We start from the raw sequence: 25,429 nt of genomic DNA on the forward strand, positions 1-25,429 counted from the left end.
TGTGATAACTATTTATTATCCTACCTCAATCTACATGAATAAATATGCTAATAGAGATAAAGAGTATTATAAATTCACCTCTTCAATAGAAAAGAATAACATCATTATGATCAAGGCTAATAAAGCTTGTGGCATAACATCTTTTCTCAAAGAGAAAATAAAATTTCACAACTTAAATCTTGTTATTTATGTGGATGCTTCTTCTAGTGAATCATTGACTCAAAGAGTATTGTCTGTTCTAATGAAAAATGATTTATTTAAAGAGCAATTGCAAGATATTACAAATGATAAACTATGTGTAATAAATAAGAGCCCCCTAATACAGAGTGCAATAAAGGCAATTCCTTTTGCTGGAGAACTTGCTTCCGCACTTTGGTCTAAATTTGTAAGTAGCTTCAAAAAAAAGAATCGTTTAAAAAAAATTCTTATAAAATATTCTAAAGAAGGGACTTCAGGCATATATTCAGGCGATTACATCTCTGTGCAAATAGAGATATTAAGCCTATTTTTTGAAAAGTTTACCCTGCCTAATAATGGAAAGTTAGTTTTGGTAATTGATAATGCGCAAGATGCAAACGAAGAGACTTTGGATTTTTTTAGTATAAATAGTAAGAATAGCAACAACATCTGCTCTGTGTTCGTTATCACGGATAATGATATCAATAAATATTCAAAATTAAAGAATTCAATTAGCTTACATAATCAATTAGAATTAGATGAAATTGAGTTTTCTATTCCTGATATAAATCTAGTTATTGAGATAGGAAATATATTTGATAAAAAAATAGAAGAAAATAAAGCAAACATCATATTAAACCAATCACAATATAATATTCACCGAATAATCGAATTTATAAGAAATGAGAATTGTATAACTCTTGAGTCTTTATCTCTAGTCGAAAAACAAATATTATTTACTCTCCTCATTTATAATGACCAAGTTTCAAAGAATCAAATTTACAATATATTTCTACGAGGAAATATATACTCGGAGGATCTCAATAAAGAAATAATAGAGAAACTGAAAATTTTAGAAGAAAAATCCTTGATTCATAAGATTGATAACGTAAGTGGCGAATTAGTTTTTTATCAAATTATAGCAAGAAACAATCCTATTATTCAATCCTTGAAAGAACAGGTTGCAGAATTATTAATTATTGAAACTATCATCCTAAACTACCTTTCAGACAAGGATATCGATTGCCTGAATGAATCAGAGATCTTATTGGCATATAATCTGACAGTAAAGCACCATAATAGCAGCAAAGAAAAATATGCCCGAAAATTGTTGAAGATATATTTGAAGAATAAAGCTACAATAGAAAGTGATATTGTATCAAATGCTACATTACAGAAAACAAATATTAAAGATTGTCTGATAGCAGCGATTTACCATTGTAAATTAGGGGAGTATAGTATCGCTCTAATGTGGATTGAATATATCCCCAAATCCAAAAGAAATTTTAATATCAATAAATTACATTCGGTTTTACTAGATAGAACAAGAAAACTGAAAGATGCTTACAGCTTGTTAAGCAATTGTATAGATAAGGAAAAAGATAATAAATACAAGTCTATACTTTTATCATTCCTTGCTGCTAATTTGCTTCATTCTAACAGAATTGATGAGGTAAAAGAATTATATAATAAATGGGATAAACATTTATCCGGATGCAAAAACTATGGATATTTTCTACGCACAATTACTTCTGCTTATCGAAATACAGATGAATTATATGAAAAAGCATTATCCAATTTCTCATTAAACAATGATAACTTCGGTTATTACACTTCCCTATGTAATTATGGATACTACCTCATTCTAAGAGACAGATTAGATGAAGCTTTCGAGAAATTATATGAAGCAAAAATAGGAATGGAGAAATTTGGAATCCATAATTGCCATATAGTTTATAATGATATAGGTATATATCATCTCATGCGGGGTAATAAAGATGATATCCTAAGAGCAGTTCAATATTTTAATTTATCTATCAGTATCAGTAAAAACAGTATGCCCAGAATTTTTTCACAGATAAATCGAGCCTGTTGTTATACCTTTTTGGATGAACACGAAAAAGCTTTATCCGCGATTAGAGACCTTGAAAAAGATGTAACAACACACACTTTAGATCGGGTTAGGGAACAATATTATGCAAACAGGATATTTATCGAATATAGCTGGGGAAATAAAAATCTTATCGAACTAATAGAAAAAAACAAATGTTTTAAAAACAGGTATAATCCCAAGCTGACAGAAGAAAGATGCAAGTTTTATGAACGGGCAATTAGTACTGAGTTTTCATATACATCTGGTCAAAAGCGATTCCTTTATTCACCTTGTGGTCTTGTATATTGGTTTGTTGATCCTCTAAAATTGCTTCCCGAAAGTATTTTGAATTAAACCTCCTCGGAAAAGACTAGAATAAGTTATATTTAGCAATAGATTTTCATAACTTATTCCTACACTTTCAGCTGATTGTGATATAGTAGAATGCTCTCCTAGATTGCAACATACATTAAATTCAAGAAAAAAGATTTCATTTGTATTAGAGTCAACAATATAGTCGAATCGAGTATAATCCAATGGTTGAATTAACTTAAACATTATTTTAGAGTTGTCGTGTAGCTTTTTCTCAATATATAGATCTTCATTTATAGAACGAGTAAGTCCTCCTATGATTTTCCGTTTTTGTTCATATGTCACTACATTTCCTTGTAATATAGATAATTCTTTGATACATGGTAGAAAAAGAGGATTTCCAAAATTATTTAAAACAGGAGATGTATAGTATATTCCATCTATCTGTTTCTCTAAAATAACATCTAATTGTTTTGAATGAAGATACTTTATTCGTCTCAGAGCTTTCTCCCAGTCGATGCAAATTGATTTTTCGTCAATAAATTTAGATGCAGCCCCAAATCTAGGTTTGACAAAATAAGGACCCTCAAATTCTGGAGGATATATTTTATTTTTAACATTATAGACAATCCATTCAGGAGTATTTATACCACAACTCTTAGCCATCATTTTGGCTAAATGTTTATCTTCGGCTAATGCTCTTATATTAGGTGTTGCTCCTAAGTATGGGATTTTATGGTATTCAGCCACAGAAGAAATAAATATTTCTGAATTATTGAATGGCATACGATTATATAGCGAAAATATATAATCGATTTTACTTGATAAACTATCATCAAACATGATCTTTGGATCATTGGTCGATATTACATTTTGGAAATTATTATATAAAAACTTATAAATTCTATGGTGATACACTGCATATACCTTATCTGGGATATCAACAGGCAAAGGTTTGCAAATATCCGGAGGAGCATAGTGTCCTAAAAATAGTATATTTAAGTTGACTTTTATATCTTCCATAATAAATAGTTATCAATTGTTCATTGCGAGTTGCAGTGTTTCTCTAATATGGTTTTTATATAACTGATAATTTTATCCAATGATGGTGGATTAAAATTCATACAAGGTAATAGTATTAATAGTATATTTACTAATCAAAAGGTTTAATGATTTATATTATAAATAAAATTGCTATTTTTGTATAAAATATAGTACATTATGAAAGGAACAAAGACAGTGCTATTGCCCAGACTAACTAAAATACTGGAAGAAATTGGTGGAAATATAAGGTTGGCTCGTTTAAGAAGGAAGCTCACAACCGAGCAGATAGCGGAACGTGCCGGAATATCGCGTTCTACATTATGGCAAATAGAAAAAGGACTGCCGAGTGTTTCTTTAGGAACTTATGCTCAAGTTCTGTTTATATTGGGCTTGGAAAAGGATTTACAACTAATAGCAAAAGATGACGTATTAGGCCGGAAGTTGCAGGATGCAGATTTATCAATAGGTAAACGGGCTTCGAAAAAGTAATAGGATATGAAGATCGAAAAGAAAAAAATATATGTTTATGCTGATTGGATTGAACTCAAAAACCCAACCTTAATGGGTATTCTTTCAATAGAATTTTTAAGAGGAAAAGAAATCTTTTCATTTAACTATGTGGATGATTGGTTAAGTTCTGATAATACACAAATATTAGATCCTGATTTAGGGTTCTATTCAGGAATTCAATATTTAAGGGATGAAAAAACAAATTTTGGTTTATTCTTAGACTCCTCGCCTGACCGTTGGGGACGGGTATTGATGAAACGCAGGGAGGCTGTTCTTGCCAAATCGGAGAAGAGAATAACCAAAACTCTTTATGAATCGGATTTTTTATTAGGGGTTTATGATCTGCATCGCATGGGGGCATTACGATTTAAACTTGATCCTGATGGCAGTTTTTTAGATAATAACAAAGATTATTCTGCTCCCCCTTGGACTTCCATACGGGAATTAGAACATGCAAGCCTTGAACTGGAAAAGAATATCGGACAGGATAATCCTAACTTGTTGAAATGGTTGAATATTTTAATGGCTCCCGGGTCTTCTTTGGGAGGTGCCAGACCTAAAGCAAGCGTACAGCATACGGATGGGTCTCTTTGGATTGCCAAATTTCCCAGCAATAATGATGATACGGATATAGGAGCATGGGAGATGGTTGTAACCGAGTTGGCACAAAGATCAGAAATAACCACAGCTGAGTCAATCATAAAGAGATATAATAATAAGCATCATACTTATTTGACAAAACGTTTTGACCGTACTGTGGATGGAAAACGTATTCATTTTTCTTCGGCCATGACTTTACTGGGATATACAGACGGAGTTGGAGCAGAAGATGGCGTCAGCTATCTGGAACTGGTTGAATTTATTATTCAAAATGGATCAAATGTCAAAAAAGATCTGACCGAATTATTCCGACGAATCGTGTTCTCAATTGCAGTCAGCAATACGGACGATCATTTAAGAAACCATGGGTTCATCTTAACAAAATACGGGTGGACTTTATCTCCTGCTTATGATGTAAATCCTAATCCATATGGGACAGGGTTAAAACTAAATATATCCGAAAACGACAATTCATTAGATTTTGATTTGGCATTAAGCGTCGCTCCTTATTTCAGATTAACCGAGAAAGAAGTTATTACTATAGTCGGGAATATCAAATCGACTGTCTCTGATTGGGAAGAAATTGCAGCTAAATATCAAATCTCTAAATCGGAGCGCGATATGATGAGTACTGCTTTCAGATATTAATTATGGTTTAAAGAATCCTCATAATTTGATCGAATAAGAATGAAAAAAAGTAAATTCCCAATGAAATACCTCCACATCAAGACAGACAATCAATCATTTCCCGTCAGTTGTAGCTTTCTTCTCGGATGTTTGGTCGATAATATTTTCTTTTGCTTGCTGATATTCACATGAGTGTATATTTGTGTTATAGCGATAGAACTATGTCCCAGCATATTTTGGATATATTTTATATCTACATCCTCTTCCAAAAGCAAAGTTGCGAAAGTATGCCTGAATGTGTGTGGCGTAATATGCTTAGTTAATCCGGCTTTGCTAACATAGGATTTCACCATCAGTCTGACAGACTGTGTCGATAATAGAAGTCCTAAACGATTTATAAAGAAATTTCCATTCTTGATCTGAGTTTTATGTAATTGATAATAGTTTTTTATTATAGAGATCGTTTCAGACTGGCATATTTGTATCATCCGCTCTTTGCTCCCTTTACCGAAGACTTTGATAACTCCAGTTTTCAGATTTATGTCTTGTAATTGCAAACTACAAACTTCCGAAACTCTCATTCCAGTAGAAAACAAGATTTCAACAATTGCTATATTACGAACCAGAGCCTTATAGGTACATTGATTAACGTTGTTGCTATTTTCAAGTTCTTTATACATGATGCTTAATATTTTTTTTACTTCATGTAGTGTCATAACTGATGGAATAAGGCTAGGTTCTTTTAAGCGAACTTTAATTTTTCTGAAAGGATTAATATATTCATCGTCTTCATACTCTAAATAGTTTAGCATAGCTTTTAATGAGGCTACTTTTCTTTTTATTGTTTTTGGTTTTAGATTTGAAATTTTCTGAAGATAGCTTTTCAGTGTATCTTTAGTCATACTCTTGAATCTTTTCTCATCTTCAGTGCCTTTTATATATATAGCGAATTGTTCCAAATCTGTTGTATAGGCCCGTAATGTTTTTGTACTTAGATTCTTTTCGAATTGGCAATGGAAAAGAAAACCTTTGATAACTTCCTTAATATTTATTTCTTGTGTGTTTTTACCTGGATTTTTTGAGTTCATATTTTATCTGTTTTAATGATTTAGATGCGAAGAAACAGATTTATGGTATAAACTGAGCAATATTCAAGTAAAATTTAGGCTACTTGAATAACTGATAACTTAATATTATGAGTGATACTGAAAGGGCTAAAAGAATAATCGATTTCTTCAAAAAAGAGGCTTCTGAGATTTCTGTATTCCTTGTGATAAATATGAAAACACAAGGGTTTTCATCAAATGATATATATGACTTGCAGACAGAATATTTTTCTGATGAAGAGTTAGGAGATTTTATTAATGTACTTGAAGAACTTGGTATCTACCATGAAATTTCATATGGAGAAAAAGAGTTTGCTCAAAAAGTAATCTTTGGTAAAATACCATCTCTCCGATTTAAATATAAAATAGTATATAACACTACTGGTGGAGGCAAAAGTCGCTCTAAATCGTCTATAGTTCCTGCTATCTGCGAATTATATGGATTAAGCTATGCATCTTCAGATATATTTTCTTCGTCATTACTCGAAAATAAAGTTCAAAGTTTTGCTTTATTGAAATTTTACCAATTACAAACTCCGCATTTTTGGATTTATGATAATGTGAATGGTTGGCTCAATGGGCAACCTAGTGACGAACTAAAACTGATATCCAAACCAGCTTACGGTTGTGCAAGTCTTGGAATTTCCTCCAGAAATGTTTCTTTTTTTACAGAGAATTATGAATTAATGATTAGTAAGCTGGCGAGAAAGCTAAATCAGCCTATTATAGTACAAGAATTTATATCTGGCTGGGAAGTTGAAATGCCTGTTTTTGATCTAGGATATCCCGTAACTTTCGTTCCAGTTGGTGTAAAAATAAATGAGACGGAACATTTAGGAGAGGATATTCTTACTTATGAATTAGTTTCAGAAGATAGGTATAGCTTTTATGATTTTGAAGCATACAATCTGCAACTTGCAAACAAAATCAGAGAGATTGCACGTCATTCTTTCAACATGCTATCATTAAAAGGAAGCGTAAGAGTAGATTTTAGAATTACTAGTGATGGACAATGCTATATAACAGATTATAATAATTCTCCACACCTAACACGCTTTCATTCATATGCTTGCTCTGCTAGTTATGCTGGATTCAGCTACTCGGAAATGTTTTGTCTTTGTCTGTATAAAGCAATTCAAAATATTGAATACTAAAACTCTGTCCATATTTGCAGATCCGAGAATAGATATCCCTTTTTAAATTTTGTCCAAATTGGACTTAGATAAACTGATTGTTTTTCTTCAAATTTCTGTTGAATTTCCTGAAGATTGATACAGTCTTCATTTTCCAAGATATAGAGCAGTAAGTTATAGTGTTTATTGTAATATTTTGTAATATTAGAGGATACTTGGTCGGTATATTTTCCTATTTCTATTAGTTGTTGCAGGGCTGCATCCTGTTGCTTATTAAGGTATAATATTATGGCATAATTGAGCTGGTAATAATAATGGTAATAAATATCAACTTCATTGTTACATTCATTTTTTTCAATTAATTGCAGTGCTTCTTCATGTTTTCCATTAGCAACTAATAAACCAGCAAGATTTGTAATAATCAGTATCTCATCTTCTTCTGATCGAACGTCAAATATAGCTTTATACTTATCAATAATCTGATCAACCTCATTCTCATTAAAAAAAAACAGTGCAAGGTAAAGATTATTATAACATACTTCACGATGCGAAAAATGAACTAATGAAAATTCATTAATCAGCCAAATTGCCTTATAAGACGATTTTACGGCAGTATCATATTCGCTTAGTATCAATGCATTACCTGAAAGATTTGTTTCTGCAATATATAGTTCAAGAATTGAATCATATTTTTCGTTATTTACTTCTTTTTCCAACTGATTTACAAGAGTAATGAGTTTTTTATGTGAGAGCTCAGGCGGATCTATAATATCAGAATATAAACAAATTCTATTGAGTAACTTTGCCGATTCTTTATCAAAAGGAATCCGTTTGGAAAGGGTGTTAATTAGCCTTGTCCGTGTTATTTTAGCTTCATTTACTAAACAAATTTCTGCTTCAAGTGCAAATTTCAGAAACATACACCGTGTCCAAATTTCAAGTTCTTCCTTTTCGAGAGAAGCTATAATCTCATTCATTTGGAGTAAAGCTTCTTTCCGATTTTCTATATTGTTACTTTTAAACTGTATGAGGCAAATTAAGTATTGTTTTTCAACCAAAAGGTAAAATGGTAGAGAATCGGGAATGACATAAAGTTCTAACAAAGCAACCGAATCCTGACCATCAAATACTAATCGGTAGCACTCTAATAGTTTTTTTAAATAATCTGTAATAATTGCTTTATTAGGTGAAATTAGTCTATCTTGAATGTTGGCAACTTCCCCAAACATTCCATTTCTAAATCTTTGTAATGCATAAAGAGCATAATAGATGTCAGCAGTAGAGTAATCATTTATTTTTTGTGATAATAATGCTCTTTTGGCATAATGTGAAGGTGAAATTTCTTTTATACAGTTGGAGTATTTAAGATAGAAAGCATTGGAAAATTCATTTGCGAAAAGATCGAAGCAACTCTTTACTATTTCATGGCTGAAATATATATAATCATCTTTAATGGTTAACAGATTGAGGGATATGGATTCATTTATAATATCACACAAATTGTTCGAGTTTCCCATCAAACAATGTATTTCGTTATTGGAAGCTTGTTCGCCGATTAGTGAAAGAGAACAAAACATCTCCCTCGCTTCGTCACGATTATCCCCAAAATCTTTTAATCTTGTTTCAATTATCTTAAATAAAAGATTCTTTTTATCAATTAGATGTGAGGAATACATAACTTCACCAGTAGAGAGATATTCTACAATACATTGGATCAAATAAAGATGTCCACCAGTAGATATATGTATAACCTCAAGCATTTCCTCCGAAAGCTCTTTCTGAAATTTCCATTGTTTTATTATTTCTCTAATTTGTTTTTTATCAGGTAGCTTTAGATGAATATCTGTTTCTTTATTGTTTAGGAAACTTATTCCTTTGTTAGGTGCTGATGTATTGATCGAATTAATCAAACTGATGTTAGCTGAAAAGTTGTATTGTAGTTTACGGAAAATATCATATAGGTAATTTGCCGTTTTCTGATCAAAATACTGGATATCATCGCAAAATATTACGACTTTCTTGTTTTGGTTTATAAGTGATAGAAGTTGTAATGAAAATTCCTTATGAATCTGAAAAGTATGAATATTAAATATATCTTTTTGCTCATTAAACTGATCATAATCAACGACTTCTTTTAATATTTCGTTTGTTGCTTTTCCAACCACTGGAATTTCAGAAATTAGATTCATTACAACATTGGTGCTTACTTTCTTTATTTTGTAAATCTTTTCTAGGTATTCGTCAAGAGGATAATAATCAATTTCTTTTTTTCCTATATCACCTTTTAGTAGGATACATTTATATCCACTATTATTCAAATCAGAATATAAATTTCTCAATAAATAGGTTTTTCCTGTACCAGATTCACCATATAAATTAACAATGGCAGAATAGTTTTTTGTAATTAAACACTTAACTCTGTCACTATAATCTTTTATGTAATGAATCATTTTATCACTCATAATATTAAGTTATCAGTTGTTCATCGAAAGTCAAATATACAGTTAATTTTTATTAATTTATATGATAGGGAATAAAAAAATGGGATTGATTTATTTCAATCTTTACAATTAAGGAGTAACATTCAGTTTTATTTGTTCACAGTTGAAAGTGAATATTTAATTTATGGTGGCATTTTAGTGTTTGGGTATATAGTTTGGAGAATCGGCTGAAGTATTTGCCAGTTTGTCGCTTTTTTACGCTTAAAAATACAAACAATCAGATACTATTTTTTCAGAGTTTATGGATGAGCTTCCTCAAGATTATCCATGAATACAAGAGTTAAGCTCTTCTAATAATTTATATTTGTAGGATAGCTTTGATATACTCATAAGATTTAGAATCATTTGTGTTTTACTGTTTTACCAAAGAATAATCCAATCACAGATTTAGCCCCTAACTTTACCAGTTTTCGTTTCATCTGAATAAAGCTGTCTCCGGTCGTAAATATATCATCTACCAAAAGAACGTCTTTGTCTGTTATATATCTGCTATTGAAGTCGAGATTGAATATTTTATCCTGACTGGTTTGCCCTTTCATCTGCTCCCGGTCTTCCTTTATCCATATTGCTTTAAAGCCATCTTCTGTTTTCAATCTTTTTGCCAGTAAGTAGTTGAACCGCGCAAACCGTTGTCTGTTCCGTTCTCTTGTTGCCGCGGGTATGGGGATCAGTACCGGATTTCCCATCTCTTTGAAAAAGGGCATACGCAAGATGGCTAAAGAGAAGAGTTTAGCAACTAAAGCTGATTGCTTCCCTTCCTTAAAGCGAAAGATAAGATTAGAAACTTTTTTTTGATGGATCGATATTTCTTTTTGATGCGAGACCGGATAATAATCGTGGATATAGAAGCACAGGGCATCATCTACCCGCAGTTTCCCTTTGAAATGGTTGGTATAAGGGAAAAACTGGCGAACGAAACTGCTCAGAAAAGTAAAGTGAAGAATATCCCGCCACAGAGACAGGGTCTGTTCATCCTTCAATTTATACACCTCGCCTTCAGCATGATCTTCTCCGGCTAAACCGGCCCCGATTAGCAGTGATCGGTTAAACCTGTCCTGGGATACAATATACCAGTCGAACGAAAGGCATATCTTTTCAATAGGGCAATTATCAGTACATAGGAAATAAAATTGACTGTCTTCCTGCTGAATTAACAGAAATTCTCCGGGCAGTTTTAAAAACTCGAAATAATTCCCGACATCATTTACTCCGGCTTCTTCTATCGGGATGGATATTCTAAGGTTGTCGATCATTGGGGGAACAGGTTTTTATAATTATGAGTCTTAGCTCTCGTTTGCATCCATCGTTGTATATTACAATTCTCTAAAATAGTAAAAAAAGGGATTAAATAGCCCAACATCCAACTTTTTTTATAAAGCCTTTGCCTTAATACCGAATATTACTTAGTGAGGCTTTCTAAATTATACATTTTAGAAAGCCTCATTACTATTTTTAGAGAAGATAAATAAAATAGATAACAATATTGTTCACCACTATATTAAGTAATGAACAATGTCTATTTTAATTATATATTAGTTTAGAGAGAAAGTCAGGATATTACAATTAAGATCGAATTTTTCGTTGTTTACTCTATTGTTATAAAGATTTACTTGTATATGCCGCCTTATGATTTTTGAGTACATGGAACATATCCTGTAGCACAAGGCTATGATTACCTCAAAACTATAATAAATGGTAATACGCTCAATACCTTGTTCCTTATACCGGTACTCCTTGACAACATCTTTTTCATCTAAGATCCCAGCCTTAAATATTACCCGTAAATTGTTACTTATGGTATTTTGATAGACCATCAGTAAGCGGGCTATCTCCGGTTTTGTCATCCAAACCTCTTCTCCGGCAGGAACTATTTCAATAGATGTTGCTGCTTCTGGGTTTTCTGTTATTTGAACTATACTTCTGTTCATAACAATCTTATTTTATTATTTAACTTAATTACTTATTTCTTAGGTTTTCGCTTTATAGTATGTTTGACCGAGAGTATCGCCAGATTAAGTTCTACGGTCGTCTCTGTGTCCGTTGTTTCAAAATCGCTGGAAATGACATCTGCAATTATCTCCCCGCTTTTCTGCAACATGGACTGACGAGTATTGTTATCCTCCTGCTGGTGTAATTCTGCAATATTTCTTGAAAGTTCCCTTACTTTAGCAAAGGTTTCGATGATAGATATTGTTGTTTCGGTCGCTTTGGGTGATTTTAAGATCGTTGCAATCATGTACAAAGCCTTTTCGGTAAATGCTTTGGGAGAGTATTTAAAATGCCCTCCACGCCCCGGATTCTTTAAGGTCGAAAATTTCGACCTTAAAGAATCTGCTTCGTCATCCGACAGGTAGATAATATACCTTTCAGGGAATTTATCAGGATTATTTTTTACAGCTTCATTGACACGCTTTGTTTCAACACCATATAGGCTTGCGACATCTGTATCCAAGATCACTTGTTGCCCTTGAATATGTATGATCTTATCTTTAATATTATTTATATCCATTGCTTTTATTTTAAAATTGAACTTGTATTGATTCGATTAAACAGCTAATGTCGAACTGTTTGAGTCAGGACCTTTTAGTCTTTTAGCCAATTGATCCATATCATCACTTAGTTTCTTATCAATTATCCTGGCATAGATTTGAGTCGTTTTTATTTTGGTGTGTCCTAATAATTTTGAAACGCTCTCAATAGACATACCCTCTGTAAGACAGAGGGTTGCAAACGAATGTCGGGCTACGTGACAGGTTATCTTTTTATTTATACAGCAAAGATTGGCGATTTCCAGCAAATATTCGTTCATCTTTTGATTACTTATCACAGGTAAAAGCTTACCATCTTCCTGCAAATAATCATATTTTTTCAGAATAGTTACAGGTATGTCCAATAGGCGTACTTTATAGGGGACTCCGGTTTTATTCCTCGTATCCATAATCCATAAGTTGCCATCAATGCCAGTTTTAATCTCTTCTTTTGTCAGATTATACAAATCTGAATACGATAAGCCGCTGTAACAGCAAAAGAGAAAAACATCCCTGACTCTTTCAAGCCGTTCCGAACCGAATTTCTTATTGTACAATACTTCCAGTTCTTCTTTTGTCAGGTAAGATCGTTCAATTTTTTCAAAGCTGATTTTAAAATTGGCAAATGGATCTGCAAAATGTTCTCCTGTATTTTTGATATAGAAGAATACAGCTCTCACATGCTGAATGGTTTTCATGGCATTATTATTCCCCGATTTATATTCATTGCGTAAGAATAAATAAAAGTCCTGAAGAAAGACCGTAGTTATTTCCCGATATGGCATGTCTTTTACCTTACGCGTTTCTTCCATAAACTCACCCAAGCGTTTTTGAGCCAATTCATATCTCAAATAAGTGGTTCGTGTTACAACTGCTCCTACTTTCGACTTGTACTGTTCATTAAATTTATTGAAGTAGTACATGATCGTTTTACTCTTTTCTTCCAAACCAAACAGGGCATTTTTAATCTTTTCGGGGTGGGCATATCCATTTATATCCATCAGTTTATTGTAATGCATGGTGGCTTTGCCCCGAAAATTCTCTAACGCATTATTAATGCTTACAGCTTTTGCGTTATTGCCTTTTACTTTACCGGATTTGTTATCCCAGACCGTAGGGTTGATTTCTAACTTGGTGCTGAATTGGGAACGCTCACCATCGATAGTGATTCGTCCCATGATAACGACATTCCCATTTTTCTTTGGGTTACCTCTTTTGATATAGAAGAGGATTCTAAAAGTGCTTCGTCTCATACTCATTAATTTAAAATTGCAAAAATAGTTTTAACTTGTCCTGAAAGAAGGACAGATTGACGGACATTATGCGACAAATCAATGACTTAAGTAGGCGAATAGGTACCAATTTTAGATGAATTTGAATAGGTACCCAGCTAGTACCGATTCGGTGTTTGTTAGTGGCTTTTCTTAGTCTGTTAACTGGAATAGATATTAAAAAAAATAGCTTCCAATCTATTGATTCGGAAGCTATTATCTTCAATTTTCTCTCTGATGTCTCTCAGAGTCTGAGCGAAAGACGGGATTCGAACCCGCGACCCCGACCTTGGCAAGGTCGTGCTCTACCAACTGAGCTACTTTCGCAATTGCGAGTGCAAATATATAGGCTATTTTTAATTTTTCAAAATTTTTGCTTATTATTTTCAACCAAAAGATGTTTTTTTGCACAATAAATCTGGTATCTATCCTTATTTAGCAATTATAGACCACACTGTACAGCTTGCTTCTGATATCGATTAAATTCTTCTCTACATCCAAACTTCCGTATGTCATCAACTTCATAGGAATGGCAATACCGTCTTTATGATAAGCCGGTTGCTGATATTGTACATTTTCCCACAATCTGAATCCTATACGTTGATAAAATCCAATACGGCGCTCCGACAGTATAGTGGTAGGCAATTCCACCTCTAGTATAATAGGCTTGATGACATCTTTTATAAATAGATCCATCACTTTACGCCCATATCCCCCATTGCGAAACTCGGGCGAAATAGCAAAATGCTCGGCAAATATAAATTCATCCAGATCCCAGTAAGTTAGGAAGCCCACTATATTATCGTCCTCGAGGGTTATGGCAATTACAAAAGGTGAATTCCCTTTATATAAATCGAGCATTGTTTCCACCGGGCGGCGCTCGCTCAACGGAAAAGATTCTATATAAAGGTTTTCAATAAATGAAACCTCATTACTCTTTGTTAAATCTAATTTTCTTATTTCCATAATTCCCTCTGCTATATTTTTACTTAGTGATTCTGTGATTGGATCTGATTTCCCATCTTCACATCTTTCAGATGACCATCCTCACATTTTATGATTCTTCCCGGATATTTCTGGACAACGGCATAATTGTGAGTTGACATTATAACGGCTGTATTTCCTTCCGATATCGTATGCAAGAGTTGTACAATCTGATTTCCTGTTTCAGGATCCAAATTCCCCGTCGGCTCGTCGGCTAGTATAATTTCAGGTGAATTAAGAAGCGCACGCGCTATAACGATACGTTGCTGTTCTCCTCCCGATAGCTCATGAGGCATTTTATAGCCTTTATTCTGCATGCCAACCTGTGTAAGCACTTCCCCGATTCGTATATCTATCAGATCTTTATTCTTCCATCCGGTAGCACGAAGGACAAATTCAAGGTTCTTAGCCGCAGTACGGTCGATAAGCAATTGAAAATCCTGAAATACAATCCCCACCTTTCGTCTCAAAAATGGAATTTGTTTTTTCTTTATACTTTCCAGTTCATAATCGAAGATACGTCCATGACCTTTCTCTATAGGTATCTCATAATAAAGACTTTTCAGGAATGTACTTTTTCCCGAACCAACCTTCCCTATAAGATATATAAATTCACCTTCATTTATTGAGATGTTGATATCACTAAGGATGTTATTACCATCCCTGTCCAAATCAACTCCTTCATATTTTATAATTACATCCTTATCCATAACTATGTCAGTATAAAGTGAAAAGTGAAGAACGAAAAGTGAAAAATTAAAAATGGAGATTGATAAACATTTTTCACTCTTCACTTTTAGTTTTTAGTTTTTCTTATGACGCTTTTGAAGCTCCCTAGCGAGGTCTTCGAGACTTAGGCCTTTCGATGTTAATAATACAATCAGGTGATAAAGCATATCCGCCGATTCATATATCAAACGGTCGTCGGTACCATTACAGGCCTCTATTACCGATTCCAGTGCCTCTTCGCCCACTTTTTGGGCCATGCGGTTTATACCAGATTCGAAGAGTGATGTCGTATAAGAGCCTTCCGGCATCTCTTTGTAACGTTTTTCAATAAAATGCTGAAGATATTTCAAAAACAGGATATCTTCTTTATTCTCTTCTTCGAAGCAAGTATCTGCTCCTGTATGGCAAACCGGGCCAACCGGATTTACCTTAATGAGGAGTGTATCCTTATCGCAATCTTCCTTTATACTGATTACGTTCAGAAAGTTCCCGCTTTCTTCACCTTTTGTCCAAAGCCGCTGTTTTGTACGGCTAAAGAATGTCACCTTTCCTGTTTCCTGTGTTTTCTGCAACGCCTCAGTATTCATATAGCCAAGCATCAACACTTTGTTTGTCTCATTATCCTGTATAATGGCAGGTATTAACCCACCTACTTTGTCGAAATCGAGATTCATATTTTTAATTTTAGTCGTGTTTAATTTTCACATTCACTAACAATATATAGTTAAAAAGTAACAGAAGTAACAGTTTTTTAGCTATTAGCTGATAGCTTTTTGAGGACCTTCACATTCTGTCATGTTGAGCGGAACGAAGCATCTCTTCCTTAAAAAGTTTCTCTCGCAAAGATGCAAAGTCTAACTCATCACTTATCACCTCATTCACGTTTATTAACTACATTTAGTTAAAACCTGACACTTCTGACAGAATTTTCATTGTTTTCATTTCAAAATTTTCACATTAATTAACTATATATAATTAAAAGGTAATAAAGGTAACAGTCTTTACAGTAAACAGTAATACGATTTTCTCAACTTAGTACTTATCACTCAAAACTCATTACTTGTTAAAGAGTAACAACCAACGGTCACAGGAGCGAAGCGTATGTAAAAGTTACACTTATCACTCCTTCGCTAATATGCTAATTTAAAAATCTGCTATTTTTTTTTTCAAAGAACTATAAGCTGACAGCTAAAGGCTATCATCTCCACTACATAGATAAAGTTCTCAAATACTGATTCACGTAAACTACCTTACGTTTATATTTTCTTTTTTCAAATAATCCTTCAAATCTTTTATCGCTATCTCGCCAAAATGAAAAACGCTGGCTGCCAAGGCTGCGTCTGCTTTACCATTAACAAACACATCGCGAAAATGTTTCATATTCCCGGCCCCGCCGGAGGCAATAACAGGGATATTTAATATTTCGGATAATCGGCACAATGCCGCATTCGCATACCCGGTTTTGACTCCGTCATGGTTCATACTGGTAAAAAGGATTTCGCCCGCACCGAGGTTTTCAGCTTCCTTAGCCCAGGAGAAAAGTTCTTTATCTGTTTTGTTACGTCCACCGCTGGTGTAACATGACCATATCCCGTCTTCAAAGTTAGCATCTATTGCGCAAACACAAACCTGTGAACCGAAGTTTTTGGCTATCTCCTCAATTATCTTCGGATTTCTTATGGCTGTAGAATTTACAGAAACCTTATCTGCTCCGGCATTCAACAAGCGGTCTACATCCGATAATTCATTGATACCTCCACCGATGGTAAAAGGTATATTTATATTTGCGGCAATACGTTTTACCAATTCGGTAAATGTCTTACGCTCCTCGTGTGATGCCGTAATATCAAGAAATACCAGTTCGTCGGCTCCCTGTTCACTGTAACGCACACCAAGTTCCACCGGATCTCCGGCTTCCCGGAGGTTTACAAAATTGGTACCTTTCACAGTCATCCCATCTTTTACATCAAGACAAGGTATTATTCTTTTCGCTAACACGTGTTTTAATTAAAAATTATATGTTTATAAGTTATGTGAATCAATCATTGAAAATCTTAGACATGAGTTACACTCCTCTTCTGCGAAGGAAGAATTGCGCAAACTGGATTTATGATAGGCAAATATTGATATTATACATTACGTTCAACTACAGATTCGTATATTTTGTAAAAACAATAAAATTTATATTTTCTTCCGTTTTTTTACTCTGTTGAGGGTCTATATATGAATCAAGTTTTGATTTAACTTTTCTTGTATAATTGCTAATGATCGGATAATCTTTTTCATCATATCTGTCTATTTTTATCAACGATGTATCTGTACTATATATGTTCTGGATTTTTATTCTTTTTACCATATCCAATTCTTGAAGTGTAGATTCCCAAATATAAGATGTTAGTTGATTAGCCGAATGTTTTGCTGCGAATAACTCTAGGTTGTGGTTTACTATTAGAACTGATTCGTCAGGATTGGTCTGGTAACTTAAATGTGTTGTGTCGTATTCGCATTTTATAGTTCCGGTTATTGTGGTTCTAACATCATTTACTACTATTAAGGTTTTCATATTGGCCGACACCATATTCCCATCGCGGTATTTATATTCTACAATATCTTCATAACTTCCATTCGCTAACTCCCCATCATAATAGCGTATTTTTCTTTTGATGCAATTACCCTCCCATTCAAATTCATCTATAATGGGTAGCACATATCCTTCGGGTTGCTCTATACGTTTAACAATCTTGCCCGAACCATTGCATTTTAGTATCACTTTTATGTCCTTATTATGAGAATCACCAGTATTTATATCTATTATTTTTTCTACACCGTCAATATTAATAGTTCGTCCTAAATGTGTATAATTACTGGTTCTGATATATTGCTCTTTAATGTTCCCAACACTGTCTTTCCCGTAAGAGATAATAACAGAACTTATAAGTATTCCCTTATCGTCATAAACATATTTGGTAAAAGGTCTCTTAACCGAGTCACTGAACTCAACTTCTCCAGATTCTATCACTCGTTCATTATTTATCTGCACGTTAGTACTACAACTACAATATATTGCGAATGGTAGCATTATCGATATTATGCTTCTTATCATAGTTTTGTTTTCTTGGATATAATGATCTTATTGTTTCCTAAATTAATAATTAAATCTTGAGTTGCCAAAATGAAGGATACTTCTGTACGTAAAAAGTAACTGACGCATAAGATTATTCAACGACTACTCATAACTCGTAACTTACTTACGACTCAATTCGTCCAACGTCACCCGTTCTTCATAAATCGCTTTTCCTAAAATAACAGCAGGTACACCCACGCGCTCCAAATCGAGTATATCCTGAAAACTACTGACTCCGCCACTTGCAATTAAATAGAGATCCGGAAAAGATTTCAGGATTTCCTTATACAAGTCAATAGACGGACCTTGGAGCATGCCATCCTTGCTGATATCCGTACAGACAACTTTATTTATACCCTTCGCTTTATAATCTCCTATAAAAGGAATAATATCAACCGATGTAGATTCCTGCCAACCGGAAACAGCGATCTTACCATCCTTACAATCAGCCCCCAAAATTATCTTTTCGCTGCCATATTTCTCTATCCAGGAAATAAATAAATCTCTATCCCTCACCGCAATACTCCCTCCGGTAACCATAGAAGCTCCCGAATCGAAAACAATATCCAGATCGGAATCGCTCTGTACCCCTCCGCCAAAATCAATAACGAGGGATGTATTCGACGCAATCTTTTTCAGAACAGCCTGATTGACTACTCTTTTTGCCTTCGCCCCATCGAGGTCGACGAGATGAAGACGGCGGATACCCGCGCCTTCAAACATTTTCGCTACCTCCAGCGGATCTTCGTTATATACTTTCTTTGCATTATAATCGCCTTGTGACAGACGAACACACTTACCGTCAATAATATCTATAGCAGGGATAATCTCTATCATGCTCTGTTATTTAAGAAAAAAAAGTGATTGATAACGGATACTTCCAATATTCTCCGTTGCTGGCTTTTATAGCTGCAATGATTATGAATACGATTTCGAGTATTGCTATTATGATAAGCATCGGAAGACCTATTACAATTCCTATTATCGTGATGCAGAAAATACCGGCTATTGTCGCATAAATAAGCATACTTATCATGAAATTCGCGATATTCTTTCCATGCCTGTCTACCTCAGGATATTCTTTTGCATTTACCAGCCATAACACTATGGGAAGAATAAAGCCTAATCCCGGAATCAGGAATCCTGCAAACTGAGACAGATGCATCAGTACGATATATGTATCTTTCTGTATGCCGCCCAATCCTCTTCTATCGTTACCATAGCTGCCGGGATTCAATATTCTATGCTTTTCCTGCTGAAATTCTTCTTCCGAAATTGCTCCCTGAGCCCTAAGCTCTTCCAGCTTTCTTAATTCATCGTACTTATCCATGATAAATTATTATTTAGTGTTCGACAAAAAATTCTTTAATATCTTTTCACCCGCTCCTCCACTCTTTTCGGGGTGGAACTGGGTTGCATAAAAATTATCTTTATGGATTGCCGCACTAAATGGAAGGATATAGTTTGTTGTTGCTGCTGTATGCTTGCAACCGGATACATAATAACTATGTACAAAATATACAAATTCCCCCTCCAGTGAATCGTCAAAAATCTCACTCTTTAGATTGGTTATCGTATTCCATCCCATATGAGGCACTTTATCTTCATGTCTTTCAGAAACAAACCGTTTTACTTTTGCATCAAATATATTCAAACAGTTCACATCGCCTTCTTCGGAATGGGCGCACATCAGCTGCATGCCCAGACATATGCCCAAGACCGGTTGCCTTAGATCGGGAATAAGCTTATCCAATCCTGTTTGACGCAAATGGTGCATCGTGGAACTGGCCTCTCCCACCCCCGGAAAAATCACTTTGTCAGCAGTCCTTATCAATTCTTTGTCAGCAGTCACAATAGCTTCTACACCCAGACGTTTAAAAGCATGCTCTACCGAAAAGATATTCCCTGCATTATACTTTATAATAACGATACTCATCTGTATTATTTTTTCTCTACTAAAGAATCAATCAAGGCAACCATTTCGTTAAACTCCTCCATCTTGAAAAGCCGGGTAAGCATTACTATCTTTCCATTTTTATCAATAATGATATTCCTTGTGATCCCCGCTTCTTTTTCCGCGTATGTACCAAATATATCTGCTTTCGGGTCTAAACCTATAGGATAAGTCACTCCTGTGGCTTTGGCAAATTTCAAGACTGTTTCGGCCGGTTCTTCGCGGTCTATACCATATAACGCAAAATTAGGATTATTCTTATGCTTCTGCCATATCTCTTTCTCTATATGGGGCATCTCTTTGCGGCAAACGCCACACCAGCTGGCAGTGAACTGTAACATAACAACCTTACCCCGCAGAGAGGATAATTTCACCTTTTGCCCCGAAGGCAGACTCATTTCAAAATCGGGAGCAATGTCTCCCACTTTTACTTTATATTGATAATTCTCTTCCTGAGAAAATATACTCATTGAGAAAAATAACGCGAACAAAATAATGATTGATTTTTTCATATGTCTTCTTCCTGTAATTGTCTGTTTAACATAAAACGTCTAAACCATAGGGAAATAGGCAGGGATGCCAGTACACCCAGCGCATCAGCCAGAAAATCGTACCAATCTCCACTCCTTCCCGGGAAATATTCCGCTTGTATTATCTCTATCACTCCCCCGTAAATTATTGGGACCAGTATGGCGAAAACAACAAGCTTCAATATAATAATATGCCCTTTTTTGTAAAAGATATAATTGAAAGATGCCACTCCGGCCAGACCGAAATACATCAGGAAATGCACAATCTTATCGGCGGGGATAAAGAATTGAAACCCGACATCAGGTATATCATCTGTAGGGATAAGACAACATAAATAAAAAATGATAACAGCAATGACCGCAGGGGGCCAGGTATATCTTACAATTCTTTTCAGCATAGGATGAATAAGGTCGCTGACCTATTTATTACAATGATAAGTAAAACAGCAATAGCAGGTTAAGACTTGAGAATATCCCATTGAACTGCATGCATTACTCATATCAGGTATTTCCAATATAGGTTCAAAGATACAGAAAATATCAATATGTATATTATTCTGCGTACGAATCGTTAAATACTTTCATCTCACAATTCCGGCAATCGAACGAAAGACGCAATTTTGTATTGTTATATATCAAAAAGAAAGGCTCTTTGTAAGGATGTTTTTCAGTTCCTTCTTTCGGACACCAACCTAATGACTGTTTGATACAATGGCGTGTAAACATCAGAGGTACATCTTTTTGTCCCTGTTTTTCAAACGCAGGCTGCATCACCGACGATTGATGTTGCGTATAAAATCGCCTGCCCTTTTCGTTCATCACATTCCCCAGATATGTAATATCTTTAACAGGAAAAGCATGCGAGGTCTGTTTATGCAGGACAACTTCCTGTTGATATCTGATTTTTCTCACGGATAAAAGTTCCTCTGTCAGTTGTCGTCTCCATTCCGACAACAGCGACACCGGGACGAACCAACTATCGCTCCAATTTATATTGACCTGCTCTACTCTAAATATCGTATTGCCCGTCTTACTCAGGTTATTCCGGATATTTTCAGTTTGGTCTTTCAGGGCTGTTTGCTTCTCCGTTTCAAAATTGAGAATGGCGTAATTGTCGTCTTCATCGGCAATCTTTAAAGAAAAGCCGAACGGAATTTCATTCAGGTCAATGGTCGCGCTTATACGGCGCTCCGCCGATTTTTTCGACAACAACTTTTCAAACTCATGATCATAGTTGCGGTAAACAAAAGCACCACGCTTTACATCGGGAATCGTTGCCGGGAAGATAAGGTCTCCTTCTACACGGTTAACATGGATACCCTCCAGCTCTTTTTTATTATTGAAATAGCAAAGACCATCGCCGTTGTGTATCTTTACAGCGCTATTGACTTTTATATACTTTGTTGTGATCTCTGTTATTTTCCCAATTGGTTCACCTATCGATTTGGGTGAGTCTACCGACCACATATTACTACTGCGCTCGTGCAGAAAGTATTTGGTAAAGCCACGATTAAAGCTTTTTTCTGGATTAGGCTCGAATGTATAAACTGAAGTACCCGATGAAGCCCTTATATACTGAGGATTTCTCTTCAAAATCGCATCCAATTTCAATCGATAATAAGCTACCACATTCTTCACATAGGAAACATCTTTCAACCGCCCTTCTATCTTGAGAGAACTGACGCCAGCCTCCAGTAATTCTTCCAAATTATCCGATAGATTGAGATCCTTCATCGACAGAAAATGCTTCTTCTGTATTATCTCTTCCCCGTCTGCGTCAACCAGCGTGTATGGTAAACGGCAATACTGAGCGCATGCCCCTTTGTTCGCACTTCGTCCCGACAAGGCCTGACTGAGATAACACTGCCCGCTGTAGCATACGCATAATGCGCCATGAACAAAGACTTCGAGAGGAGTTTTTACCTGGGCGGCAATTTCGCCTATTTCATCTATTGTCAATTCCCGGGGTAATACGATTTGCTTAAATCCTGCATTTTCAAGAAACTTCGCCTTCTCCGCACTCCGGTTATCCATTTGTGTGCTTGCATGCAATGCAACCGGTGGCAGATTGAGCATAGTGATACCCATATCCTGAATTATGAGTGCGTCTACTTTGGCATCGGCGTATAACTGCCATATGAGTTTTTCCGCGTCATGCAATTCACTATCCGTCAGTATGGTATTCAGGGCAACATATACTTTTGCACCGAACTGATGTGCGTGCTCCGCCAGCGACTTAATATCATCAAGTGTATTTCCGGCGGCTGCACGCGCACTGAATTTCGGTGCGCCGATGTACACTGCGTCCGCCCCGTGATTGATAGCCTCAATACCACATTCCAGATTCTTAGCAGGGGCAAGTAGTTCTATTTTGCGTGCTTTAAGCAAAGATTACCTTGTTATAATGTTACTTAGATATGGTACATATATCCCTCATTCATAGGATCTATATTACCCAGATCTTTGATCTTCGTTTTATCATACGGAGTTTCCTGATAGACAAAGTAGTTGAGCCAATTATTAAATAAGAGATTACCATGACCCGACCAGCGCACCACCGGCCCGTTCTCAGGATTGTCATTTTTATAATAATTGAGCGGAATCTTTATAGGTAAGCCTTTTTCCGCATCCCGTATATATTCGTTATGAAGTGTATATGGTGCATATTCGGAATGTCCTGTCAGGTAAAATTCACGTCCTCCACGGGATGCAACTATCCCGACACCGGAATCATCCGACTCCGACAGTATTTTCAACTCATGATGCCGAAGTACATCTTCCCTCCTCACTGTTGTATGGCGGCTATGAGGAATATAAAACTCATCGTCGAATCCCCTGAACAACGGGAACTTCTTATCATGGGCAATATGCTTGAATACACCGAACATTTTCTCCGGTAACGGATATTTCTTCACCCCGTAGAAATGATACATGGCAGCCTGTGCAGCCCAGCATATATACAATGTGGAAGTCACATGAGTACGTGCCCAATGAAATATAGAAGATATTTCGGGCCAGTAAGTCACTTCTTCAAATTCATACAGTTCGACTGGTGCGCCTGTTATTATCATACCATCATAGAAATCATCTTTTACCTGACTGAAGTTCTTGTAAAACATTTCAAGGTGCTCTTCCGAAGTGTTTTTAGATGTATGGGTTTCCAGTTTCAGAAACTCAACTTCTACCTGCAACGGATTGTTTGATAATAACCTTATCAAATCAGTTTCCGTCATTATCTTTATAGGCATCAGATTGAGAATAAGCACACGAAGAGGACGTATATCCTGTTCGTTAGCTCTGAGTTGGTTCATTACAAAGATGTTCTCTTTCTTCAGAATCTCAATCGCCGGAAGATTGTTAGGTATATTAACTGGCATGGTCTATAGCTTTTACAAATCAAGTATGCAAAGTTATGATTTAGTTATGAGTTATAGGTTATGAGTTATGATTTTTTTAAGTTAACAGTCCCCCAGGGCCCGGAAGGGGGATACTGTTAACAGTAATCGGTTATCAGACACTTAATACTTACTACTGATTACTCTAAAATCAACAAACACTTTTTAAATACTGCACTGAGTATACCTGAATCTATTATATAGATAAACTTTTATATCTTCAAAAATGCCAGTTAAAACCGAATGTATAAGTCAGTTCAGCAAACCAGAAAGCCTGATGCGCTTGATCGTCCGGCGATTCGGTCGTCCTTATACTTGGCATATTGATATATCCTTCTTTCACTTCGGAACGGACGAAAAACAAGTTCCACAAGTTTACATCCAATCCGCCTTTTGCATTCAGTCCGAATCCCGCGAGATGAAAAGCATCGTGCCGTTCATTTCCCATCATCATAACATTACTACGGGGCATAAGGAATCCGGCTCCACCACCAATCAGGCCGTTCACTTTGAGAATACCTTTATGGTAAAAATTCTTATAATATTCTACTTCGGCATTGATATAGTTCAAACCGTCGGTATGCTCAAATGTAAGGAAATCATCTGTTAGTTTTATAGAGCCATCGTCTCTTACATGAGACTGATAATCAGGTTTTACATATCCATCTATATCTACCGTCTGATTCTGGTCCATCACATATTTCATATGATCCACACCTAAAGTTATAGCCAGATTATCCTTTATAAAATAACCCACTCGTAAATTAGTCTGGGGAATAGTTATGCGATCGAGACGAAGATAATTGAAGTAACTGATCTTATTCTGCTTATCGGAAGCCTTCACTTTATGGAGTGTAAAGTTATAATCATTACCTTTGAAATGAATATCCGAGTTTGTATATGCATCTCTGTTCCAACCCCACAGGGCAAAGAATGTTCCTTTTTTGTAAGCTGGTTCAGATTGAGCGAATATCAGTGATGAGTAGACAATTGCCAATAGGGCCAGTAATAGTTTCCTTTGCATGTTAGTG

General features: G+C 35.3%; 24 protein-coding genes and 1 tRNA gene. 4 read left to right on the plus strand and 21 right to left on the minus strand.

Features of this window, described 5'->3' with window-relative positions; all coding sequences use genetic code 11:
• Window positions 1-2,404 (plus strand): hypothetical protein (locus tag IR083_RS16405; protein WP_206759863.1); only part of this gene is annotated, 2,404 nt, incomplete at its 5' end.
• Here the strand turns inward: IR083_RS16405 and IR083_RS16410 are convergent.
• Window positions 2,372-3,385, minus strand: coding sequence for a hypothetical protein (locus IR083_RS16410; protein WP_194225146.1), 1,014 nt, complete (start codon window positions 3,383-3,385; stop codon window positions 2,372-2,374). The two genes, IR083_RS16405 and IR083_RS16410, sit on opposite strands and share 33 nt — an antisense overlap.
• Before the next feature lie 198 nt (window positions 3,386-3,583).
• On the opposite strand from IR083_RS16410, the gene IR083_RS16415 reads away from it, so the two are divergent.
• Window positions 3,584-3,895 (plus strand): helix-turn-helix domain-containing protein, encoded by a 312-nt coding sequence (locus IR083_RS16415; protein WP_194225147.1) that lies wholly within the window; start codon window positions 3,584-3,586, stop codon window positions 3,893-3,895.
• Between the two features lie 6 nt (window positions 3,896-3,901).
• Window positions 3,902-5,164 carry a type II toxin-antitoxin system HipA family toxin gene (locus tag IR083_RS16420; RefSeq protein WP_194225148.1) on the plus strand — a complete coding sequence of 421 codons (1,263 nt, stop codon included), beginning with the start codon at window positions 3,902-3,904 and terminating at the stop codon, window positions 5,162-5,164.
• 89 nt (window positions 5,165-5,253) lie between these two features.
• On the opposite strand, the gene IR083_RS16425 is transcribed toward IR083_RS16420, so the two are convergent.
• Window positions 5,254-6,231: a tyrosine-type recombinase/integrase gene (locus IR083_RS16425; protein WP_194225149.1), complete on the minus strand. Its 978-nt coding sequence runs from the start codon at window positions 6,229-6,231 to the stop codon at window positions 5,254-5,256.
• Window positions 6,232-6,338: 107 nt separating this feature from the next.
• Between IR083_RS16425 and IR083_RS16430 the strand changes: the two genes are divergently transcribed.
• Window positions 6,339-7,403 (plus strand): ATP-grasp domain-containing protein, encoded by a 1,065-nt coding sequence (locus tag IR083_RS16430; protein WP_194225150.1) that lies wholly within the window; start codon window positions 6,339-6,341, stop codon window positions 7,401-7,403.
• Here the strand turns inward: IR083_RS16430 and IR083_RS16435 are convergent.
• The 19 genes from IR083_RS16435 to IR083_RS16525 all read right to left on the minus strand — a co-directional run bounded on the left by IR083_RS16435 (window position 7,400) and on the right by IR083_RS16525 (window position 25,422).
• A complete protein-coding gene (locus IR083_RS16435) occupies window positions 7,400-9,844 on the minus strand; it encodes an ATP-binding protein (protein WP_194225151.1) in 2,445 nt (814 codons plus the stop codon). The genes IR083_RS16430 and IR083_RS16435 overlap by 4 nt on opposite strands.
• 380 nt (window positions 9,845-10,224) lie before the next feature.
• Window positions 10,225-11,136, minus strand: coding sequence for a ComF family protein (locus IR083_RS16440; protein WP_194225152.1), 912 nt, complete (start codon window positions 11,134-11,136; stop codon window positions 10,225-10,227).
• Between the two features lie 279 nt (window positions 11,137-11,415).
• Entirely contained in the window at window positions 11,416-11,811 is a 396-nt protein-coding gene (locus IR083_RS16445) for a hypothetical protein (protein WP_194225153.1), read from the minus strand.
• A 32-nt stretch (window positions 11,812-11,843) separates the two neighbouring features.
• The gene (locus IR083_RS16450; RefSeq protein ID WP_194225154.1) at window positions 11,844-12,392 is read right to left on the minus strand and encodes an ORF6N domain-containing protein; all 549 of its coding nucleotides are present in this window, start codon (window positions 12,390-12,392) and stop codon (window positions 11,844-11,846) included.
• Between the two features lie 36 nt (window positions 12,393-12,428).
• A complete protein-coding gene (locus IR083_RS16455) occupies window positions 12,429-13,664 on the minus strand; it encodes a site-specific integrase (RefSeq protein WP_194225155.1) in 1,236 nt (411 codons plus the stop codon).
• Window positions 13,665-13,936: 272 nt separating this feature from the next.
• Window positions 13,937-14,009: transfer RNA gene (locus IR083_RS16460), tRNA-Gly, on the minus strand.
• A 108-nt stretch (window positions 14,010-14,117) separates the two neighbouring features.
• A complete protein-coding gene (locus IR083_RS16465; protein ID WP_194225156.1) occupies window positions 14,118-14,648 on the minus strand; it encodes a GNAT family N-acetyltransferase in 531 nt (176 codons plus the stop codon).
• A gap of 23 nt (window positions 14,649-14,671) precedes the next feature.
• Entirely contained in the window at window positions 14,672-15,376 is a 705-nt protein-coding gene (locus IR083_RS16470; RefSeq protein ID WP_044215282.1) for a cell division ATP-binding protein FtsE, read from the minus strand.
• A 93-nt stretch (window positions 15,377-15,469) separates the two neighbouring features.
• The gene (gene hisIE / locus IR083_RS16475; RefSeq protein ID WP_317174753.1) at window positions 15,470-16,078 is read right to left on the minus strand and encodes a bifunctional phosphoribosyl-AMP cyclohydrolase/phosphoribosyl-ATP diphosphatase HisIE; all 609 of its coding nucleotides are present in this window, start codon (window positions 16,076-16,078) and stop codon (window positions 15,470-15,472) included.
• A gap of 562 nt (window positions 16,079-16,640) precedes the next feature.
• Window positions 16,641-17,393 carry an imidazole glycerol phosphate synthase subunit HisF gene (gene hisF / locus IR083_RS16480; RefSeq protein WP_044215280.1) on the minus strand — a complete coding sequence of 251 codons (753 nt, stop codon included), beginning with the start codon at window positions 17,391-17,393 and terminating at the stop codon, window positions 16,641-16,643.
• A gap of 148 nt (window positions 17,394-17,541) precedes the next feature.
• Window positions 17,542-18,498 (minus strand): hypothetical protein, encoded by a 957-nt coding sequence (locus tag IR083_RS16485; RefSeq protein WP_194225158.1) that lies wholly within the window; start codon window positions 18,496-18,498, stop codon window positions 17,542-17,544.
• Window positions 18,499-18,639: 141 nt separating this feature from the next.
• Window positions 18,640-19,356 (minus strand): 1-(5-phosphoribosyl)-5-[(5-phosphoribosylamino)methylideneamino]imidazole-4-carboxamide isomerase, encoded by a 717-nt coding sequence (hisA, locus tag IR083_RS16490; RefSeq protein ID WP_194225159.1) that lies wholly within the window; start codon window positions 19,354-19,356, stop codon window positions 18,640-18,642.
• 10 nt (window positions 19,357-19,366) lie between these two features.
• Complete coding sequence (locus IR083_RS16495; protein WP_006797600.1) at window positions 19,367-19,849, minus strand: DUF4870 domain-containing protein; 483 nt, start codon at window positions 19,847-19,849, stop codon at window positions 19,367-19,369.
• Window positions 19,850-19,858: 9 nt separating this feature from the next.
• Complete coding sequence (gene hisH / locus IR083_RS16500) at window positions 19,859-20,455, minus strand: imidazole glycerol phosphate synthase subunit HisH (protein ID WP_006797599.1); 597 nt, start codon at window positions 20,453-20,455, stop codon at window positions 19,859-19,861.
• 5 nt (window positions 20,456-20,460) lie between these two features.
• A complete protein-coding gene (locus tag IR083_RS16505) occupies window positions 20,461-20,943 on the minus strand; it encodes a TlpA family protein disulfide reductase (protein WP_410492889.1) in 483 nt (160 codons plus the stop codon).
• Window positions 20,944-20,981: 38 nt separating this feature from the next.
• On the minus strand, window positions 20,982-21,401 hold the full coding sequence (locus tag IR083_RS16510) for a VanZ family protein (RefSeq protein WP_006797597.1): 420 nt from the start codon (window positions 21,399-21,401) through the stop codon (window positions 20,982-20,984).
• Window positions 21,402-21,555: 154 nt separating this feature from the next.
• Window positions 21,556-23,391: a peptidase U32 family protein gene (locus IR083_RS16515; protein ID WP_194225161.1), complete on the minus strand. Its 1,836-nt coding sequence runs from the start codon at window positions 23,389-23,391 to the stop codon at window positions 21,556-21,558.
• A gap of 23 nt (window positions 23,392-23,414) precedes the next feature.
• A complete protein-coding gene (metA, locus tag IR083_RS16520) occupies window positions 23,415-24,380 on the minus strand; it encodes a homoserine O-succinyltransferase (protein WP_194225162.1) in 966 nt (321 codons plus the stop codon).
• Window positions 24,381-24,618: 238 nt separating this feature from the next.
• Window positions 24,619-25,422, minus strand: coding sequence for a hypothetical protein (locus IR083_RS16525; RefSeq protein ID WP_199343242.1), 804 nt, complete (start codon window positions 25,420-25,422; stop codon window positions 24,619-24,621).
• Between the last annotated feature and the right edge of the window lie 7 nt (window positions 25,423-25,429).

This window comes from Dysgonomonas sp. GY75 (genome assembly GCF_015234155.1).
Taxonomy (GTDB): domain Bacteria; phylum Bacteroidota; class Bacteroidia; order Bacteroidales; family Dysgonomonadaceae; genus Dysgonomonas; species Dysgonomonas gadei.